Source organism: Streptococcus oralis (assembly GCF_022749195.1).
GTDB lineage: Bacteria > Bacillota > Bacilli > Lactobacillales > Streptococcaceae > Streptococcus > Streptococcus oralis_CI.
On sequence record NZ_CP094226.1, the window covers coordinates 1,050,256 to 1,066,894 of the forward strand.

Below are 16,639 nucleotides of genomic sequence, written 5' to 3' on the forward strand. Positions count from 1 at the left end.
GTTTTACACATATTTTGTGAATTAATCTAAATCTTATCAAATCCTGTTCTTCTGCTTCTTTAAGGCAATATGAATTCAAACTTATTTTGTTTGGGCGACAGTATTTTCATCAAAAAAATCAGGTTTCCCTGATTTTAATTTAATTCTGTTTTTTCCAGTTCCTTAGCTTCTTTATGATTTTCATATAATTTCGCTAGGAACTTAGTAATTTCTTTAAAAATAGAATAAGTAGGTACTGCTACGACCATTCCTATGACACCATAGATATTACTTGACAGTAAGAGGAGCACTAAGATCGTAATCGGATGCACTTTCATAACTCCTCCAACGATACGTGGATAGAGAACATTTCCATCAATCTGTTGGATAATAAGCATATAAGCAACTGCAATCAACATGCGATGAGGATCCGTGAACACATTGGCAATCACCATTGGAATCAAGCCAATACTTGGACCAACATAAGGAATCAAATTTGCGATTCCAGAGAAAATAGCAAAAACAAGGGCGTACTTTAATCCGATAACACTATAGCCAATATAGGCTAAACATCCAATAATAACCGCATCAATCGCAATTCCACTGATATAGCGCGCTATGGTTGTATTGAGATTGGTTAAAAGGCTTGAAAGATTCAATTTGTCATGCTTTAAGACGGTACGTTCCAACATTGGTAGCAACTTATGACCATCCAACAAGAAATAAATCAAGAATACAGGGGTCATAATGAGAATGAGAACTGTACTAAATAAGGCTGAAAGGACGCTTCCTAAACTATTGCTGACGCTATTAAGGATATTCTGGAGGATATCCACATAGGAGAGATTAAGTTGTTGAATTGTTTGTTGAATATCAATATTTTGGAATACTGGATTCATGGACAAATCGATGATCAAATCTTGTAGTCTACTATAGATGTTTTGACTAGAAATAATCAAGCTGGTCAACTGATTAATCAAAATCGGCAAGAGATAAACGACCCCTACAACGATAGCACCAATCAAGGCACAAAGAGTGATCAAGACACCAATTAGACGATTGATCTTACATCTCTTTTCTAAGAAAGTCACGACTGGATTTGTAATGTAGTAAAAAAATCCACCAAGTAAAAATGGAATCATAATGGTATTCACAACCGTCACGAAGGGAGTAATGATGGCTCCCATTTCTCTCCAAAGATAGAAAATCAATGTTAACAATAAAATTTCAGCTGTCCAAAAAAATAATTTGTTTCTACGGAACATAGGTATCCTCCTTCTCTCTATTTTACCATATTTCTGAAAAAGATAAGATGGCTTTAGTAAAAAAGCGAGAATATTTTTTTTCTTTATGATAAAATAAAGCTAATATGAAAAAAATAATTTTATCTTTTATGACACTTTTAGTTTTTGGAACAGCTTCCACTGTTTCTGCTCAGGAGTTTGATGTTGCTGCTAAACATGCCATTGCCGTCGAGGCTACAACTGGAAAAATCCTCTACGAAAAAGATGCAAATCAGCCTGTAGAAATTGCTTCTATTACAAAACTGGTTACAGTTTATTTGGTCTATGAAGCTCTAGAACAAGGAACTATCAGCCTATCTACACCTGTTGATATTTCGGACTATCCTTACAAACTTACAACTAATTCTGAGGCGAGTAACGTCCCTATGGAAGCTCGAAATTATACTGTTGAACAACTATTAGAGGCTACAATGGTATCCAGTGCAAACAGCGCTGCGATTGCACTAGCAGAAAAGATTGCTGGTTCTGAGAAAGACTTTGTAGACAAGATGAGGGCTAAACTTCTTGAATGGGGAATTCAAGATGCAACTATTGTAAACACAACTGGTTTAAATAATGAGACCCTTGGCGATAATATCTATCCTGGTTCTAAAAAAGACGATGAAAACAAGTTGAGTGCCTACGATGTTGCAATCGTCGCTCGTAACCTCATCCGAGATTATCCTCAAGTTTTGGAAATTACAAAAAAACCAACTTCTATCTTTGCAGGACTTGAAATCCACTCAACCAACTACATGTTGGAGGGAATGCCTGCCTATCGTGGTGGTATTGATGGACTAAAGACAGGTACTACTGATAAAGCTGGTGCTTCATTCGTTGGAACAACTGTTGAGAAAGGGATGCGTATTATTACGGTTGTTTTGAACGCAGATCAACAAGATACCAACCCTTATGCACGTTTTACTGCTACTTCTGCGCTTTTAGATTATATTTCTGCAAACTTTGCCTTAAAAACTGTTGTTCAGAAAGGTGAAGCATACAATGATAGTAAAGTAACAGTTCTGGATGGTAAAGAAGATAATGTGACAGCTGTCGCTAAGTCAGACATTTCCATCGTCCAACGCATCGGAAGCGGTACTACACCAACTCTCCAATTCACACCAAAATCAACATCAGAAATGGCTCCATTAGAAGAAGGCAAGGTTGTTGGTACTCTAACCTATGATGACCAGGATTTGGTCGGCCAGGGCTATCTCACTTCCGACAAACCATCTTTTGAAATGGTTTCTGAAAAGAAAGTAGAAAAAGCCTTCTTTTTGAAAGTTTGGTGGAATCAATTTATCCGCTTTATCAATGAAAAACTATAAAAAAAATCGCGAACAATCGCGATTTTTTCTTTATTTCATCTCTTTAAAAGCCGCTTCTGCATCAGCATTACTAATAGCACCAAATTGGATTTTTCCGATTTTACCCTGACTGTCAATCAAGTATTCCGTTGGAATACTACGAATTTGGTAGGCTTGGAAGGTAGTTGCTTGCGTATCATATAGAACAGGAATATCCTTGTAGCCTTGTTCTTGGTACCATTTTGGAAAGTCTTGAACTGTTTTTTCACCTTGTAAACCAGGTGCAATGACACTCAAGATTTCAAAGTCTCGATCTTGTTTGGCAGCTAATTCCATCAGCTCAGGCATGCTTTTTTTACATGGTCCGCACCAAGAAGCCCAGAATTTCAAATAGACCTTTTTTCCTTTATAGTCTGATAACTTCACTTCTTTACCATCCATAGACTGCAAGGTGAAGTCTGGCGCATCCTTACCAACTGCGATTTGTTGTACTGCAGGTTGTTTTGGACTGCTTGTCTGTTTGGTTTCTTTTTCACCACAGGCAATCAACAAGAATAGAGACATGAGGCTCAATCCAGCAAAAATAACTTTTTTCATTTTTTCTCCTTTTATCCAAGAATTCCTGACAAGGCATTTAACTGCCCTAGCATTAATAATAATCCCATCAAAATAATCAAAGCTCCCCCGATTTTCTTTAGTAGGATCATATGGGGTTTTAATTTACTAAAATAAGGCATAATCCAGCCCGAAGCCAAGGCCAAAACAATGAAAGGAAGGGCCATTCCCAATGTGTATACTAATGTTAACACGGCTCCTTGCCAAGCACCATTGCCACCTGAAGCCGCCAGAGCCAAGACTGAACTTAAGACTGGTCCGATACAAGGGGTCCAACCAAAACTAAAGGTTATCCCAAGTAAAAAGGCTGACAGATAGTGATTAGACTTTGATTGTTTGAATGTGACTGTCTTTTGAACTTCCAGTTTATTGAAATGCAAGATTTCCATCTGATGAAGTCCTAAAAAAATAATGACTATTCCCATAGCATAACGAAACCAGTCTGCATAGAGCATGTGCCCTAGGAATCCAGCTCCAAATCCTAAAATAAAGAAAATGAGGGAGATTCCAGCAATAAAGCACAAGGTTCGAATTAAACCTGACCATGCAACGTCTCTTCCAAAAAAGCGAAAGCTTTTCGAATTTCCCTGATCATCCAGTAAAATACCAGCATAAACAGGTAGCAAAGGAAAGATGCAGGGGGAAAAGAAGGACAGAATACCAGCTAAAAAAACAGATACTAGAAATATAATCGACTCCAACGAATTACCTACTTTCTCAAAATTCTAATCCTATTTTACTACAAAAGAATAAATTTGTAAGAAGTCCGCTACGCTTATTTATTTTGACTAAAGTTGACACAAAAAAAGGAGCTTAGCTCCTTTTTTTTAATACGTTCCTTCTTCACCTTGACTGGTCAGGATAACAGGTCCGTCTTTGGTAATCACGAACTGGTGTTCATATTGGCAAGACAGGCCGCCATCTATAGTCTTATGAGCCCAGCCAGTCTTCATATCTGTATCAATTTCCCAGTCACCAGTATTGATCATGGGTTCAATGGTTAGTACCATTCCTTCACGGAGACGGAGTCCACGGCCTGCAATACCGTAGTTAGGAACCATTGGCTCTTCGTGCATAGTTGGACCAACACCATGACCAACCAAATCACGAACGACACCGTAACCGCGACTTTCAGCGTATTCTTGAATGGCTGCACCAATATCACCGATACGATTGCCGACAACTGCTTGCTCAATTCCTACATACATAGCTTCCTTGGTTACGTCCATCAGGTTTTTCACTTCTTCAGACGGTGTACCAACCGCATAAGCCCAACATGAGTCAGCTAAACCACCAGTATAACTTTGGGTGTATTTTTTCATTTGCTCAACATTGTTGAAGTTAAGTTTAGAGACATTGAGGTCGGATTTGGCAATCGGACCACCCAGTACCATGTCAACCTTGAGCAAATCGCCATCTTTCAAGATGTAATGACGTGGAAAAGCGTGAGCTACTTCGTCGTTGAGAGAGCAACAAGTGGCATAGGGGTAATCCATGACTGCACCATCTACTCCAATCTGTAGAGGAAGGAAATTTTCCTCTTTACAACGACGACGAACGTACTCTTCAACTTCCCACATATCCACGCCTGGCTTAATCAAATCACGTAAGCCAATATGGATACTTGCTAGGAAATCACCAGCCTTGTCCATGGCTTCGATTTCACGTGCTGATTTTAAAGTTATCATTTTTTCTCCTAGATTCTAATTAATTTTAACCGTAACATTTGCTTTTGAAACAATCTGATGCCCATGATAAATATCATAATCAATAATAGCTGAGCGTCTCGTGTGGTGAATAATGCGAGCCTGAATCCGCAAAGTATCATCTATCTGCACAGCCTGCAAGAAATAAATCAACATCTGTTCAATGATGAGATTACGTCCGCTATTAACAACGAGGTCTTGGGTCATATGGTTGAGGATTTCAGCCAAGACTCCATTAGCAAGGACACCATTTTTCTCCAACATGAAGGGCTCAACAGTAATGACGACTTCATCATGATGATAAGAGAGCTTCTGCCCAATTTGCTCTGAAAAAGTTGGCAAAGCAGAAACTTGGGAACGGCTCATCTTTTCCATGACATCTCGTCGTGTTACGACACCAAGTAGAGTTTGGTTACTTCTGACAACTGGAACCATCTCAAAGTCTTCTGCAATCATTCGTTGACTGACATTGGCAATATTGGTCGCTAATCCTGTTACAAAGATACTACGTGTCATCACCTTGTCAATCGTCGTGCTGGGGGATTTATCTCCTGCGTCACGCATAGTAACAACGCCAACAACCACTTGGTGTTGGTTAATGACTGGAAAACGACTACTTCTGTTCTTACGGACCAAGTCTAGATAGTCTTTTACTGTATCGGTTTCTCTCAAAAAACCATACTCATGACTGGGACGATAGAGCTTCTCAACTGTCAGAATATCGGTTTTGATTTGAACATTTGAGAGGGCTTTGTTAATCATGGTCGCTACTGTAAAAGTGTCATGTTTACTTCTTAGAACTGGAATCCCTTTTTTATTAGCCAAATCAAGAACATCATCTTGGACATGAAAACCACCTGTCACAAGGACTGCATTTTCATTTTCCAAGGCTAAAAGTTGAATACGAGTACGGTCACCAACAATCAAAAGACCGCCATCATGGAGATAGGACAGGATATTTTGCTCTGTCATAGCTCCAATGGAGAATTTGCTAAACTCTCTCTCCAACCCTTCCTGACCAGCTAAAACTTCAGAGGAGGTGACTTCAGCGATTTCAGCATAGGTTAGCCGCTCAATAGCCACTTTCTGGGACTTGACTCGTATGGTTCCACTGCGTGGCCGAGTTTCAACGATGCCACGATTTTCAGCTTCTTTGATAGCTCGGTAGGCTGTTCCGTCACTAACACCTAGGTGATTGGAAATACTGCGAACACTAACTCTCTTCCCAATTGGCAACTCTTCCAGATAGGACAAAATTTCCTGGTGTTTACTCATTGAATTCTCCTTTTATGTATCGAAATTCAAGATAGTCCCTCATTTTACGTGTATAGCGATCGCTCCCCTTAAACTGTCGTACGAGGCTAAAGCCCGATTTTAAGGCTACTTTTTGACTAGCTTGATTCTCCAAATGAGTGATGATGGATAATTGTTTTAAACCAAATTCATCAAATGAAAGCTGACAAAGCTTGGTAACCACTTCTGTCATAAAACCTTGTGACCAAGAATCTTTTTTTAAGAAGTAACCAATTTCTGCTTCTTTTTTGATTTCATCGATTTTTTCAAATTTAATGGAGCCAATCATTTCCTGATTTCCTTGGAGACAAATTGCCCAAACCCCTAGAGGATTCTTCATAAAATAGTTAGCAAGTGCGTACTGACTTTCTTCCAAACTTGCTTGACTGGGAAAAATAAACTGCAAATTCTCAGGGTTTGAAGCAATGTCGAAAAACGCTTGACTGTCACTAAAAAAGAAAGGACGCAAATACAAGCGCTCCGTTTCAAAAAAAGAAAACATTGCTAATTTGGTCCAAATATTCATAATCACCTCAACGGCTTAGTCTTCAACGAGTGTAATATCTGCTCCAAGACTACGCAATTTTTCAATAATATCTGAGTAGCCACGAAGGATAAACTCAATATTCGTAATTTCAGTCTGGCCTTGAGCCATCAAGCCAGCGATGACAAGTGCAGCACCAGCTCGCAAGTCTGTAGCTTTTACACTTGCCCCGTGTAACTTACGACCACCGTTGTAGATAATGTGATCGTTTGTAGTCGTAATATCCGCATCCATTTTTGCTAACTCAAAGACATGATTGACACGTTTCTCATAAATCGTATCAATAATGGTTCCACGACCTTGGGCAGTTAGTAAAAGTGGCGTGATAGGCTGTTGCAAATCGGTTGCGAACCCTGGATAGGGTGCTGTTTTGATATTGATGGCCTTCAAACCAGATTGCTCTTCAACGAAGATACTGTCTTCTGAGACCGTCATACGAACGCCCATTTCCTCTAGTTTGGCGATAAAGCCTTCTAAGTGTTCATAGAGAACGTTGTTAATACGAATTCCTTTTCCTACCGCTGCAGCAAGTGAAATATAGGTTCCAGCTTCGATACGGTCTGGAATAACCTGATGACGCGTTCCATGAAGTTTCTCGACACCATCAATAATGATAATATCAGTTCCTGCACCACGAATATGGGCCCCCATATTGTTCAAAAGGGTAGCGACATCAATAATTTCCGGTTCACGAGCCGCATTTTCAATGACAGTACGTCCCTTAGCTTTAACCGCAGCAATCATCGTGTTAATCGTTGCACCTACACTGACGGTATCCATGTAAATACTTGCGCCATGAAGCCCCTTACCTTGGGCTGATAAATTCATATTATCTCCCTCATAGCTGACCTTAGCACCCATGGCTTCAAAGGCTTTTAAATGAAGGTCAATCGGACGAGGCCCCAGATCACATCCACCAGGAAGTCCAACTGTAGCTTCACCAAAGCGACCTAAAAGACTTCCGTAGAAATAATAAGAAGCACGCAAGCTATTAATCTTGCCATAAGGCATAGGAATGTTTTGAACACCTCTTGGATCAATCTCCAAGACATCCTCATAACGCTTAACAGTCGCCCCCATAATTTCCATGATTTCGACAAGACTAGCAACGTCTGAAATATCTGGAACACAATCTAAAGTGACAATATCATCTGATAAGATAATAGCTGGAATAAGCGCTACAACACTATTTTTAGCACCACTAATGGTGATCTCACCTTGCAATGGACGTCCACCATTGATGACAATTTTTCTCATGTTTTACTCTTTCAAAATTTACTAAAAAGGTCTTTTCATTCTATTATACCATAATTTTCAGTTTTTTCCCATTCCTATTTACTAAATAGCATCTCATTTTAATAAAAAAAGACCTATCACTCAAGCTTTTCAGCCTAAAATGATAGGTTTTTGTGTTAGATTAACGTACTGTACGGATACGCATTGTGTTTGTACGAACAGCTTCTCCAAGTGGCACACCTGCAACGATAACAATATCGTCACCAGATTCTACAAGACCTGCTTCAACTGCTTTACGTTCAGCGATTTCGAACATATCATCAGTTGATGATGGAGCTTCAGTCAACATTGGGATAACACCCCAGTTCAACATCAATCCACGCTCTGTCAATTCGTCGAATGTCAATGCCAAGATATCAGCATTTGGACGGTATTTAGAAATCAAACGAGCTGTGTGACCAGTCTTAGTAAGAGTAACAACCAATTTGATATTCATTGAGTTAGTAGCGTCTTTAACAGCTGAAGCCATAACTTCTGTCTTAGAATTACGTTCGAATGTATCTGAGTTCAAACGTCCGTATTCGTTAAGAAGAGTTTGTGCGTTCTTGTCAATTGTAGCCATTGTTGTTACTGACTCAAGTGGGTATTTACCGTTTGCAGACTCACCTGAAAGCATTGTAGCGTCAGTTCCGTCGATAACAGCGTTAAATACGTCTGATACTTCTGAACGAGTTGCACGTGGTTTTTCAGTCATTGTTTCAAGCATGTTTGTTGCTGTGATAACAACTTTACCTGCTGCGTTCACTTTAGTGATGATCATTTTTTGATAAACTGGAACCATTTCGAATGGTACTTCGATACCCATGTCACCACGAGCGATCATGATACCGTCAGCAGCTTCAATGATTTCATCCAAGTTATCGATACCTTGTTGGTTTTCGATTTTCGCAAACAATTGAACGTGACCATTACCAGTTTCTTCACAGATTGCACGAACTTCGTCGACGTCTTTTGCAGTACGTACGAATGAAATCGCGATGAAGTTGATACCTTGTTCCAAACCGAAACGGATATCATCGTTATCACGTTCAGCAAGAGCTGGGAAAGGAATTTTAGTGTTAGGGATGTTTACACCTTTCTGCTTAGCAATGATACCGTCATTTTCAACGACTACTTCAAATTCACGAGTTGCATCGTCTTTTGCGAAAACACGAAGACCCAATTTACCGTCGTCAACCAAAACTTGGTGACCAACTTCAACATCATCGTAGATATCAAGGGCACCAGCAACGTTCAAAGCAATCACATCACGAGTTGATTTGATTCCTTGTTTAGTTGCAACACGGATTTTTTCACCAGTTTTGTAAGAGTACTCTTTTGCGTCACCTTCAAACAATTCTGTACGGATTTCAGGTCCTTTAGTATCAAGAAGGAAACCAACTTTTTTACCTGCAAGTTTCTCAGCAAGTTTAACAGTTGCCATACGCTCACCTTGTTCTTGGTGGTCACCGTGTGAGAAGTTGAAACGGAAAGTGTTTGCTCCTGCTTCAATCAATTTAGCAATATTTTGAGCTGAAGCTTCAACGTCAAGTTTTTCACCCCAGTATCCGTCTTCACCGAATTTTTTACCACCACGGATTTCAACCGCAGGACCTAAAGTTGCAACGATTTTTACACGTTTGTTCATGATTTTTGTGACTCCTTTATATAATTCGACCTTTTAAGGTCATGTTACCAAATTAATGAAAGTTGATTAGGACAAGCTCTTGTTCAAATCAGAAAGTTCAAGATCAGCTTTATGAGGGTTGTTAACAACGATCTTACCATCCGCTGTTAAGCTAAACAAAGCTCCTTCTTCTGCTGTTCCAAGAATTGGATTCTCTACCATTTTCTCGTTACGGATACCAACAGCGACACCACCGATTCCTTGTTTAAGGAGTTTAACAGCGTGTGCACCCATGCGTGATGCCAATACTCGGTCACGAGCGGTTGGTGATCCACCACGTTGGATGTGTCCGAGTTCAGTTACACGAAGATCACTTGTATCGCCAGCTTCTTTTAGTTTTTGACCAAATTCAGCTGCTGACATGACACCTTCTGCCAAAACGATAATATTGTGTTTCTTACCGTGTTCATATCCAGCTTTGATGCTTGCTACGATGTCTTCAAATTTGAAACCTTCTTCAGGGACGATAATTTCGTCAGCACCAGTTGCGATACCTGCCCAAAGAGCGATATCACCAGCGTTACGTCCCATTACTTCAACAACGAAAGTACGACGGTGACTTGATGATGTATCACGAATCTTATCAATCGCATCCATTGCAGTCGTTACTGCAGTATCAAATCCGATTGTAAAGTCAGTACCTACGATATCGTTATCGATTGTACCTGGAAGTCCAATAGCAGGGAATCCATGCTCAGTCAAGCGCATAGCTCCATGATAAGAACCATCACCACCGATAACTACGACTCCTTCGATACCGTGTTTTTTCAATTGCTCAATCCCTTTAAGTTGGCCTTCAAGTTGTGCAAACTCAGGGTAACGAGCAGAATGAAGGAAAGTACCACCACGTGAAATGATGTCTCCTACTGAAGCAGCATCAAGTGGATAAATTTCACCGGCAACCATACCTGCGTATCCATCATAGATACCAAAAACTTCCATTCCTTCTGAGATTGCTTGGCGAACTACTGCACGGATGGCAGCATTCATACCAGGGGCGTCTCCACCACTGGTCAAAACAGCAATACGTTTCATTTGGTTTATGCTCCTTTTTCTTTTAACATTCTTACTGATTATACCACATTTAAATCGAAAATTCTTCTATTTTCCGTATTTTTAGCGATAAATCGTTTTCATAGCAATTCCCTCTAATTTTTCCTCTAGAGCAGAATCTTTTCTTACAAAATGTTGTGTAGAAACAACCGTTTTTTGTTCCTCTTCATACCTGATAATGACAGGGATTGGGCCTTTGTATTGTTCTAGGATATTTGAAATTTCTTTATCGTATTTATGATTTTTAACTTGAATCCAGAATCGTTCCGCTACTGCTTCTTTCAAATCTTGTGCAATCATTTGCAGACGACCATCTCGAGATTGAACTTTGCCATTGATGTAGTAAAATTTCCCTTCGGATAAAATGGAAGCAAATTTTCTATATTGGTCTGAAAATACAGTTACATCCATCCGAGACTTACTATCATGAACCTGTAGAAAGGCCATACTCTCGCCTTTCTTGGTTCGAATCACTTTAATCTTTTGAATTTCAACTAGGAGAGTGGCTTGAGCTCCCTCGGTTAGATTAGTGATTTGCGTGGTCGGATATAGGGCTTGTTTGGCAAGAGTTTGGAGAGGATGGGGACTGATACCTACCCCAATCAGTTCCTGCTCTTTGTAAAATTTCTCTGCTTCCGTAAAATCATCAGCTTCAGTCCAACTATAATTTGTATCCGCAAAGAGACCTCCCAACTCCTCAACAAAGACAAATAAGTTTGGTAGGTTGACTAAGATTTTCTGACGGTTCTTATCAAATTCATCAAAAAGCCCTAGTTCAACCAAAGAAGTCAAAAGCGACAGTTTCTTGTAATTCTTGGGAAGACGTGTGACGAAATCTTCAATGCTTGAGAAAGGACGATTTTCAATAATCCAGTAAGACAAATCTCTTGGCATTCCCTTAATAGCTTTCAAACCAAGATAGATTTTCTTCTGAGCAATTTTATCATGATAGGGAATGCTGTTTATTGCTAAGGGAGCTACTTCAAAGCCCATCTGCAATGCATCTAAAATGTAATCACTGCTTGAATAATTCAACATGACTTGAAAGAAAATAGTAGGATAGTGTGTCTTGAAATAAGCAAGCTGGAAAGCCAGCGCTGAGTAAGCATAAGCGTGGGATCTGTTAAATCCATAGCCGGCAAACTTTTCCATCACTGCAAAAACTTGGTTGGCCTTGTCTTCTGTATGCCCAAGTTTCATAGCTCCTGTGATAAAATCTTCCTTCATCAAATGCATCTCTTTAGCATTTTTCTTCCCCATAGCTCGTCTGAGAATATCGGCTTTACCAAGGTTAAAGCCTCCAAAACGCTGAGCAACCTGCATGACTTGCTCTTGATAGAGCATGATACCGTAGGTTGATGACAGAATGTCCTCCAAGGCAGGATCCAGCACCGTCACCTTTTCTTTACCATGCTTCCGAGCGACAAAGTTATCAATATAATCGCTTGCCCCTGGTCTGTTGAGCGAGGTTGTGGCTACTACCTCTTCAAAGACTTGCGGCTGAACACGTTTCAAGAGTCGAATGGCACCAGGTTGTTCAAATTGGAAAATCCCCTTAGTATTTCCAGCAGCAAAGAGGCCCAGAGTTGCCTTGTCTTCCAAATCAATCTCTTCGATTTTTATATGAACACCCTCTGCCTCAGCCAATAATTCCTGCATTTTTTGTACGAAAGTCAGGTTACGTAAACCGAGGAAATCCATTTTTAGAAGTCCATTGGCTTCAACACCATGAGCATCATACTGGGTGATGAGCATATCCTCACCATATTTTAGTGGAATATAGTCCGTCAAGTCTTGGTCACTCATAACGACTCCAGCGGCATGGATAGAGGTCTGACGAGGATACCCTTCAATCTTTCGAGCAATCTCAAAAGCTTTTTGATATTCAATCTTACTATTGATGATCTGCCTAAACTGTAAATTCTTTTCATAGGCTGTCGTTAGCGTATCTCGAAAACTAATTTTTTTTGTAATATTGGTTAATTCGTACTCTGGAACACCATAGCGTTTGAAAACATCACGAATTGCCTGTTTTGCTCCAAAGGTCGAATAAGTGACAATTTGTGCCACGTGTTGACTACCATACCGATCACGAACATAGCGAATGAACTCTGGTCTATAGAGGTCAGGAATGTCGATATCGATATCGGGCATGGTATAGCGCTCACGATTTAAAAAGCGCTCGAAAATCAAGTTCTTTTCAACCGGGTCAATTCCTGTAATATCCAGTGAGTAAGCTACTAGACTACCAACCGCAGAACCACGCCCCATGCCCATATAGTAGCCTTGGGAACGTCCAAAACGGAGCAAATCCCAAACTACAAGGAAATAGTCGTCAAAGCCCATATCATGAATCACAGCTAATTCCTCATTTAGTCGCTCATGATAGATAGCTGAGGTTAGCCCCTTGTCACTCAAGCCTTGCTCGGCTCTTGCTCGAAGCTCTTCTACCGCTGGTCTTTCAGGATTAAAGCGAGGAAGTTTTAAATTTGGGTCGATTTGATAGCCTACATTCTCTATCAGACCTTGGAGATTGGCAAGCGCCTGAGGGAAGCGATTCATAAAACGTGCTTCCAAGTCTGAGGCAGGTAGAAAGATACCTTGTTGTGAATGCAGATCCACTTCTCTCAGACTGACATTGTCCTTGACTGCTGACAAGATTTGTAAAACCTGTAGGTCTTCTTTCTCAAAGGAGTTGACCTGATAGAGTGGAAGAATGGGTCTTATAAAGACTTCTTGAGGAGTATCTGGACTAACACCGATAAAATAATCAACCCCCAAATCCAGCTGTTCGACCCCATTAAAATAGGGAACAATAATAGCAACATCTTCGAGGTGGGAGGTGAAGTCAGACCAATTTTTCCGTCCAGTCATTTTTAAAGTGGATAACTTCATCAACTCTTGATAACCTTTAGTGGATAGGGCTAGAAAACGTAGAGAGAGATTCTCCTCATCTTTGACCAAGGTCATTTCTAAACCAATTAAAGGTCGAATGCCATGCTTACGAGTTGCTTCTAGAAAATGATAGGCTCCATAGAGATTATCCACATCCATGATAGCAAGGTGAGAATAGCCGTATTCTTTAGCCATTTGTACATATTTTTCAATCGAAACCACACTTTCCATAAAACTATAAACAGTCTTGGTGTCGAGCTGTGCAATCATTTCTTCTCCTCCTTGCTTTCTTTTTACTACTATTATACCATTTTAAGTTAGATATTGAAGCTACTCTGCACTTTCTTTTCAATAATCATCAGTTACAAACTTCTTCTCTTCTTAGTGTTAAATTCTTCACTTTTCAAAGGAAGAAAATAAAAATTAATATTATATAATAGTTTTAAATGTAAATTTAGATATATTTATACCAAACGAAGAATAATAAAGATAGGAGTTATATGCAGTTTTACATATAAAAATCTCTAGAAAAAGGCTTACTTCTATGGTATTTATTCAGTATTTTATAATAACTTACCAAATAGATATGCTGGTTTAAGAAATTTATTTCATTTAAGTTAATTTATTCCATTTTTCCCTCTTTTTTGATATAATAAATTTAGTTGTTTTCAAAGGAGAGAAACATGCGTTTTAATCAATTCAGCTATCAACCAACCACTAGTTCTCAACGATTTGAGGAATTAGAAGGTCTTGGTCTAAAGCTGTCACCCCAACTGTCCTTAAAAAGACAGTTTGAAGACTTCATTCGTTGGAGTTTTTTCACCTATTCTAACACGGATTATGCCTTGTCGACTTTGGCTGCGGATAAAGAAACAGATTTAGTAACTTTTTTCCAGTCAGACCGTGAGTTAACTGCAGAGATTTTCTACACAGTAGTTTTTCAACTTTTAGGATTTAGCTATCTTGTTGACTTTGAGGATGCTGAACAGTTCCGTAATGAAACTGGTTTTTCTATTGTTTATGGGGATCTCATTGAAAATCTTTATCAGTTACTCAATACGAGAACGAAAAAAGGAAATACGCTCATCGATCAGCTTGTTAGTGATGGACTCATTCCAGAAGATAATCACTACCACTACTTTAACGGTAAGAGCTTGGCAACCTTCTCTACTCATGATGTCATTCGTGAAGTCGTCTATGTCGAGAGCCGTGTGGATACTGATAAAGACGGACTCCCTGATTTAGTCAAAGTCAGCGTTATCCGCCCACGTTATGATGGACAGATTCCTTCAGTCATGACTGCCAGCCCTTATCACCAAGGGACCAACGACAAAGCCAGCGACAAGGCTCTCTACAAAATGGAGGGAGAGCTTGAGGTCAAACCGCCCCACACCATTGAACTTGAGGAACCTAAGCTGAATTTAGTTGAACCACATGGTCAAGCAGAAGTCGTCTTAGAAGCTGAAGAAAAGCTATCTCATATCAATAGCTCATACACACTCAATGACTACTTCCTCCCACGTGGATTTGCCAATCTCTATGTATCAGGTGTTGGAACCAAAGATTCTCAAGGTCTCATGACCAATGGTGACTACCAGCAGATTGAAGCATATAAAAATGTCATTGATTGGCTCAATGGTCGTTGTCGTGCTTTCACGGACCACACGCGCAAGCGCCAAATCAAGGCTGACTGGTCAAACGGCAAAGTCGCAACAACAGGTATTTCCTATCTAGGTACCATGTCTAATGGTCTCGCCACCACTGGTGTTGATGGTTTGGAAGTGATCATCGCAGAAGCAGGTATTTCCTCTTGGTACAACTACTATCGTGAAAATGGTCTGGTAACCAGCCCAGGTGGTTATCCAGGTGAGGATTTTGACTCACTTGCTGAATTGACCTACTCCCGCAATCTCTTAGGCGGTGACTATATTCGTGGCAATGAAGCTCATCAAGCAGACTTAGAAAAGGTTAAAGAGAAACTCGATCGCAAGACTGGTGACTACAATCAGTTTTGGCATGACCGCAACTATCTGCTCAATGCTCACAAGGTTCAAGCTGAGGTCGTCTTTACGCATGGTTCCCAGGATTGGAACGTCAAACCTCTTCATGTTTACCAGATGTTTCATGCCCTTCCTAGCCATATCAATAAGCACCTCTTTTTCCATCATGGTGCCCATGTTTATATGAACAACTGGCAGTCAATCGACTTCCGCGAGTCCATGAATGCCTTGTTAAGTAAGAAATTGTTAGGACTTGACTCAAGCTATCAACTTCCGACTGTTATCTGGCAGGACAATATCGCACCGCAAAGATGGCAAGATCTTGATAACTTTGGCAAGCAGGATGAACTGCATACCTTCTCTCTTGGAACTGAAGAAAAAGTGATTCAAAACCAGTATGATCAAAAAGATTTTGATCGTTATGGTAAGACTTACCAGTCCTTCAACACCGAACTTTACCAAGGAAAAGCCAATCAGATCACCATTGACCTTCCAGTAAGTCAAGACCTTCACTTAAATGGGCGAGTGGAGCTGAAACTTCGTGTCAAATCAAGTACGAACAAAGGCTTATTATCAGCCCAATTGTTAGAACTTGGACAAAAGAAATATCTGCAGCCTTATCCAGCTGTTTTAAGTGCTAGAACCATTGATAATGGTCGTTACCACATGTTAGAAAATCTCTGTGAACTACCATTCAACCCAAGTGACCAACGTGTCATCACCAAAGGCTACCTTAATCTTCAAAATCGAACCAATCTCTTGACGATTGAAGAAATCCAACCAAATGAATGGATGGACTTCAAACTAGAGCTTCAACCAACTATCTACAAACTTAAAGAAGGAGATACTCTCCGTTTGGTTCTCTATACAACAGACTTTGAGATTACAATTCGAGATAATACTGACTATCAATTGACTGTTGATTTAGCACAGTCTACTCTTATCCTACCTTGTCAAAAGGTATAATCTACCAGACTTTCAATATGGAAGTATTCAAAGGAA

12 protein-coding genes are annotated in these 16,639 nt (G+C 39.9%); 2 read left to right on the forward strand and 10 right to left on the reverse strand.

Annotation, left to right across the window (positions count from 1 at the left end; translation table 11 throughout):
- Positions 1-134: 134 nt before the first annotated feature.
- Entirely contained in the window at positions 135-1,244 is a 1,110-nt protein-coding gene (locus MP387_RS05140; RefSeq protein WP_242745517.1) for an AI-2E family transporter, read from the reverse strand.
- Between the two features lie 104 nt (positions 1,245-1,348).
- Between MP387_RS05140 and pbp3 the strand changes: the two genes are divergently transcribed.
- Positions 1,349-2,590 carry a D-alanyl-D-alanine carboxypeptidase PBP3 gene (gene pbp3 / locus MP387_RS05145; RefSeq protein ID WP_242745519.1) on the forward strand — a complete coding sequence of 414 codons (1,242 nt, stop codon included), beginning with the start codon at positions 1,349-1,351 and terminating at the stop codon, positions 2,588-2,590.
- Positions 2,591-2,620: 30 nt separating this feature from the next.
- Here the strand turns inward: pbp3 and sdbB are convergent, their stop codons facing one another.
- From sdbB to MP387_RS05190, 9 genes are all read right to left on the reverse strand, one after another.
- Complete coding sequence (sdbB, locus tag MP387_RS05150) at positions 2,621-3,166, reverse strand: thiol-disulfide oxidoreductase-associated lipoprotein SdbB (RefSeq protein WP_000755591.1); 546 nt, start codon at positions 3,164-3,166, stop codon at positions 2,621-2,623.
- Between the two features lie 11 nt (positions 3,167-3,177).
- Complete coding sequence (ccdA2, locus tag MP387_RS05155; RefSeq protein ID WP_242745521.1) at positions 3,178-3,885, reverse strand: thiol-disulfide oxidoreductase-associated membrane protein CcdA2; 708 nt, start codon at positions 3,883-3,885, stop codon at positions 3,178-3,180.
- Positions 3,886-4,011: 126 nt separating this feature from the next.
- Positions 4,012-4,872, reverse strand: a complete 861-nt coding sequence (locus tag MP387_RS05160; RefSeq protein WP_049485226.1) for a methionyl aminopeptidase — start codon at positions 4,870-4,872, stop codon at positions 4,012-4,014.
- Between the two features lie 15 nt (positions 4,873-4,887).
- The gene (spxR, locus tag MP387_RS05165) at positions 4,888-6,165 is read right to left on the reverse strand and encodes a CBS-HotDog domain-containing transcription factor SpxR (RefSeq protein WP_125414106.1); all 1,278 of its coding nucleotides are present in this window, start codon (positions 6,163-6,165) and stop codon (positions 4,888-4,890) included.
- Positions 6,158-6,709, reverse strand: coding sequence for a GNAT family N-acetyltransferase (locus MP387_RS05170; protein ID WP_242745523.1), 552 nt, complete (start codon positions 6,707-6,709; stop codon positions 6,158-6,160). Before MP387_RS05170 ends, spxR begins: the two co-directional genes overlap by 8 nt.
- A 15-nt stretch (positions 6,710-6,724) precedes the next feature.
- The gene (locus MP387_RS05175; protein ID WP_049479008.1) at positions 6,725-7,984 is read right to left on the reverse strand and encodes a UDP-N-acetylglucosamine 1-carboxyvinyltransferase; all 1,260 of its coding nucleotides are present in this window, start codon (positions 7,982-7,984) and stop codon (positions 6,725-6,727) included.
- A 160-nt stretch (positions 7,985-8,144) separates the two neighbouring features.
- Complete coding sequence (gene pyk, locus MP387_RS05180; protein ID WP_042902347.1) at positions 8,145-9,650, reverse strand: pyruvate kinase; 1,506 nt, start codon at positions 9,648-9,650, stop codon at positions 8,145-8,147.
- 66 nt (positions 9,651-9,716) lie between these two features.
- The gene (gene pfkA, locus MP387_RS05185; protein ID WP_242745525.1) at positions 9,717-10,724 is read right to left on the reverse strand and encodes a 6-phosphofructokinase; all 1,008 of its coding nucleotides are present in this window, start codon (positions 10,722-10,724) and stop codon (positions 9,717-9,719) included.
- A gap of 81 nt (positions 10,725-10,805) precedes the next feature.
- Positions 10,806-13,907, reverse strand: coding sequence for a DNA polymerase III subunit alpha (locus MP387_RS05190; protein ID WP_242745527.1), 3,102 nt, complete (start codon positions 13,905-13,907; stop codon positions 10,806-10,808).
- Positions 13,908-14,320: 413 nt separating this feature from the next.
- On the opposite strand from MP387_RS05190, the gene MP387_RS05195 reads away from it, so the two are divergent.
- A complete protein-coding gene (locus MP387_RS05195) occupies positions 14,321-16,603 on the forward strand; it encodes a Xaa-Pro dipeptidyl-peptidase (RefSeq protein WP_242745529.1) in 2,283 nt (760 codons plus the stop codon).
- Positions 16,604-16,639 lie beyond the last annotated feature (36 nt).

Bases quoted from the DNA above. Each gene is read 5' to 3' on its own strand.
- MP387_RS05175 (WP_049479008.1), bottom strand. From the start codon at position 7,984: ATGAGAAAAATTGTCATCAATGGTGGACGTCCATTGCAAGGTGAGATC.
- MP387_RS05140 (WP_242745517.1), bottom strand. From the start codon at position 1,244: ATGTTCCGTAGAAACAAATTATTTTTTTGGACAGCTGAAATTTTATTG.
- pyk (WP_042902347.1), bottom strand. From the start codon at position 9,650: ATGAACAAACGTGTAAAAATCGTTGCAACTTTAGGTCCTGCGGTTGAA.
- MP387_RS05160 (WP_049485226.1), bottom strand. From the start codon at position 4,872: ATGATAACTTTAAAATCAGCACGTGAAATCGAAGCCATGGACAAGGCT.
- sdbB (WP_000755591.1), bottom strand. From the start codon at position 3,166: ATGAAAAAAGTTATTTTTGCTGGATTGAGCCTCATGTCTCTATTCTTG.
- spxR (WP_125414106.1), bottom strand. From the start codon at position 6,165: ATGAGTAAACACCAGGAAATTTTGTCCTATCTGGAAGAGTTGCCAATT.
- MP387_RS05190 (WP_242745527.1), bottom strand. From the start codon at position 13,907: ATGATTGCACAGCTCGACACCAAGACTGTTTATAGTTTTATGGAAAGT.
- pfkA (WP_242745525.1), bottom strand. From the start codon at position 10,724: ATGAAACGTATTGCTGTTTTGACCAGTGGTGGAGACGCCCCTGGTATG.
- pbp3 (WP_242745519.1), top strand. From the start codon at position 1,349: ATGAAAAAAATAATTTTATCTTTTATGACACTTTTAGTTTTTGGAACA.
- MP387_RS05170 (WP_242745523.1), bottom strand. From the start codon at position 6,709: ATGAATATTTGGACCAAATTAGCAATGTTTTCTTTTTTTGAAACGGAG.
- MP387_RS05195 (WP_242745529.1), top strand. From the start codon at position 14,321: ATGCGTTTTAATCAATTCAGCTATCAACCAACCACTAGTTCTCAACGA.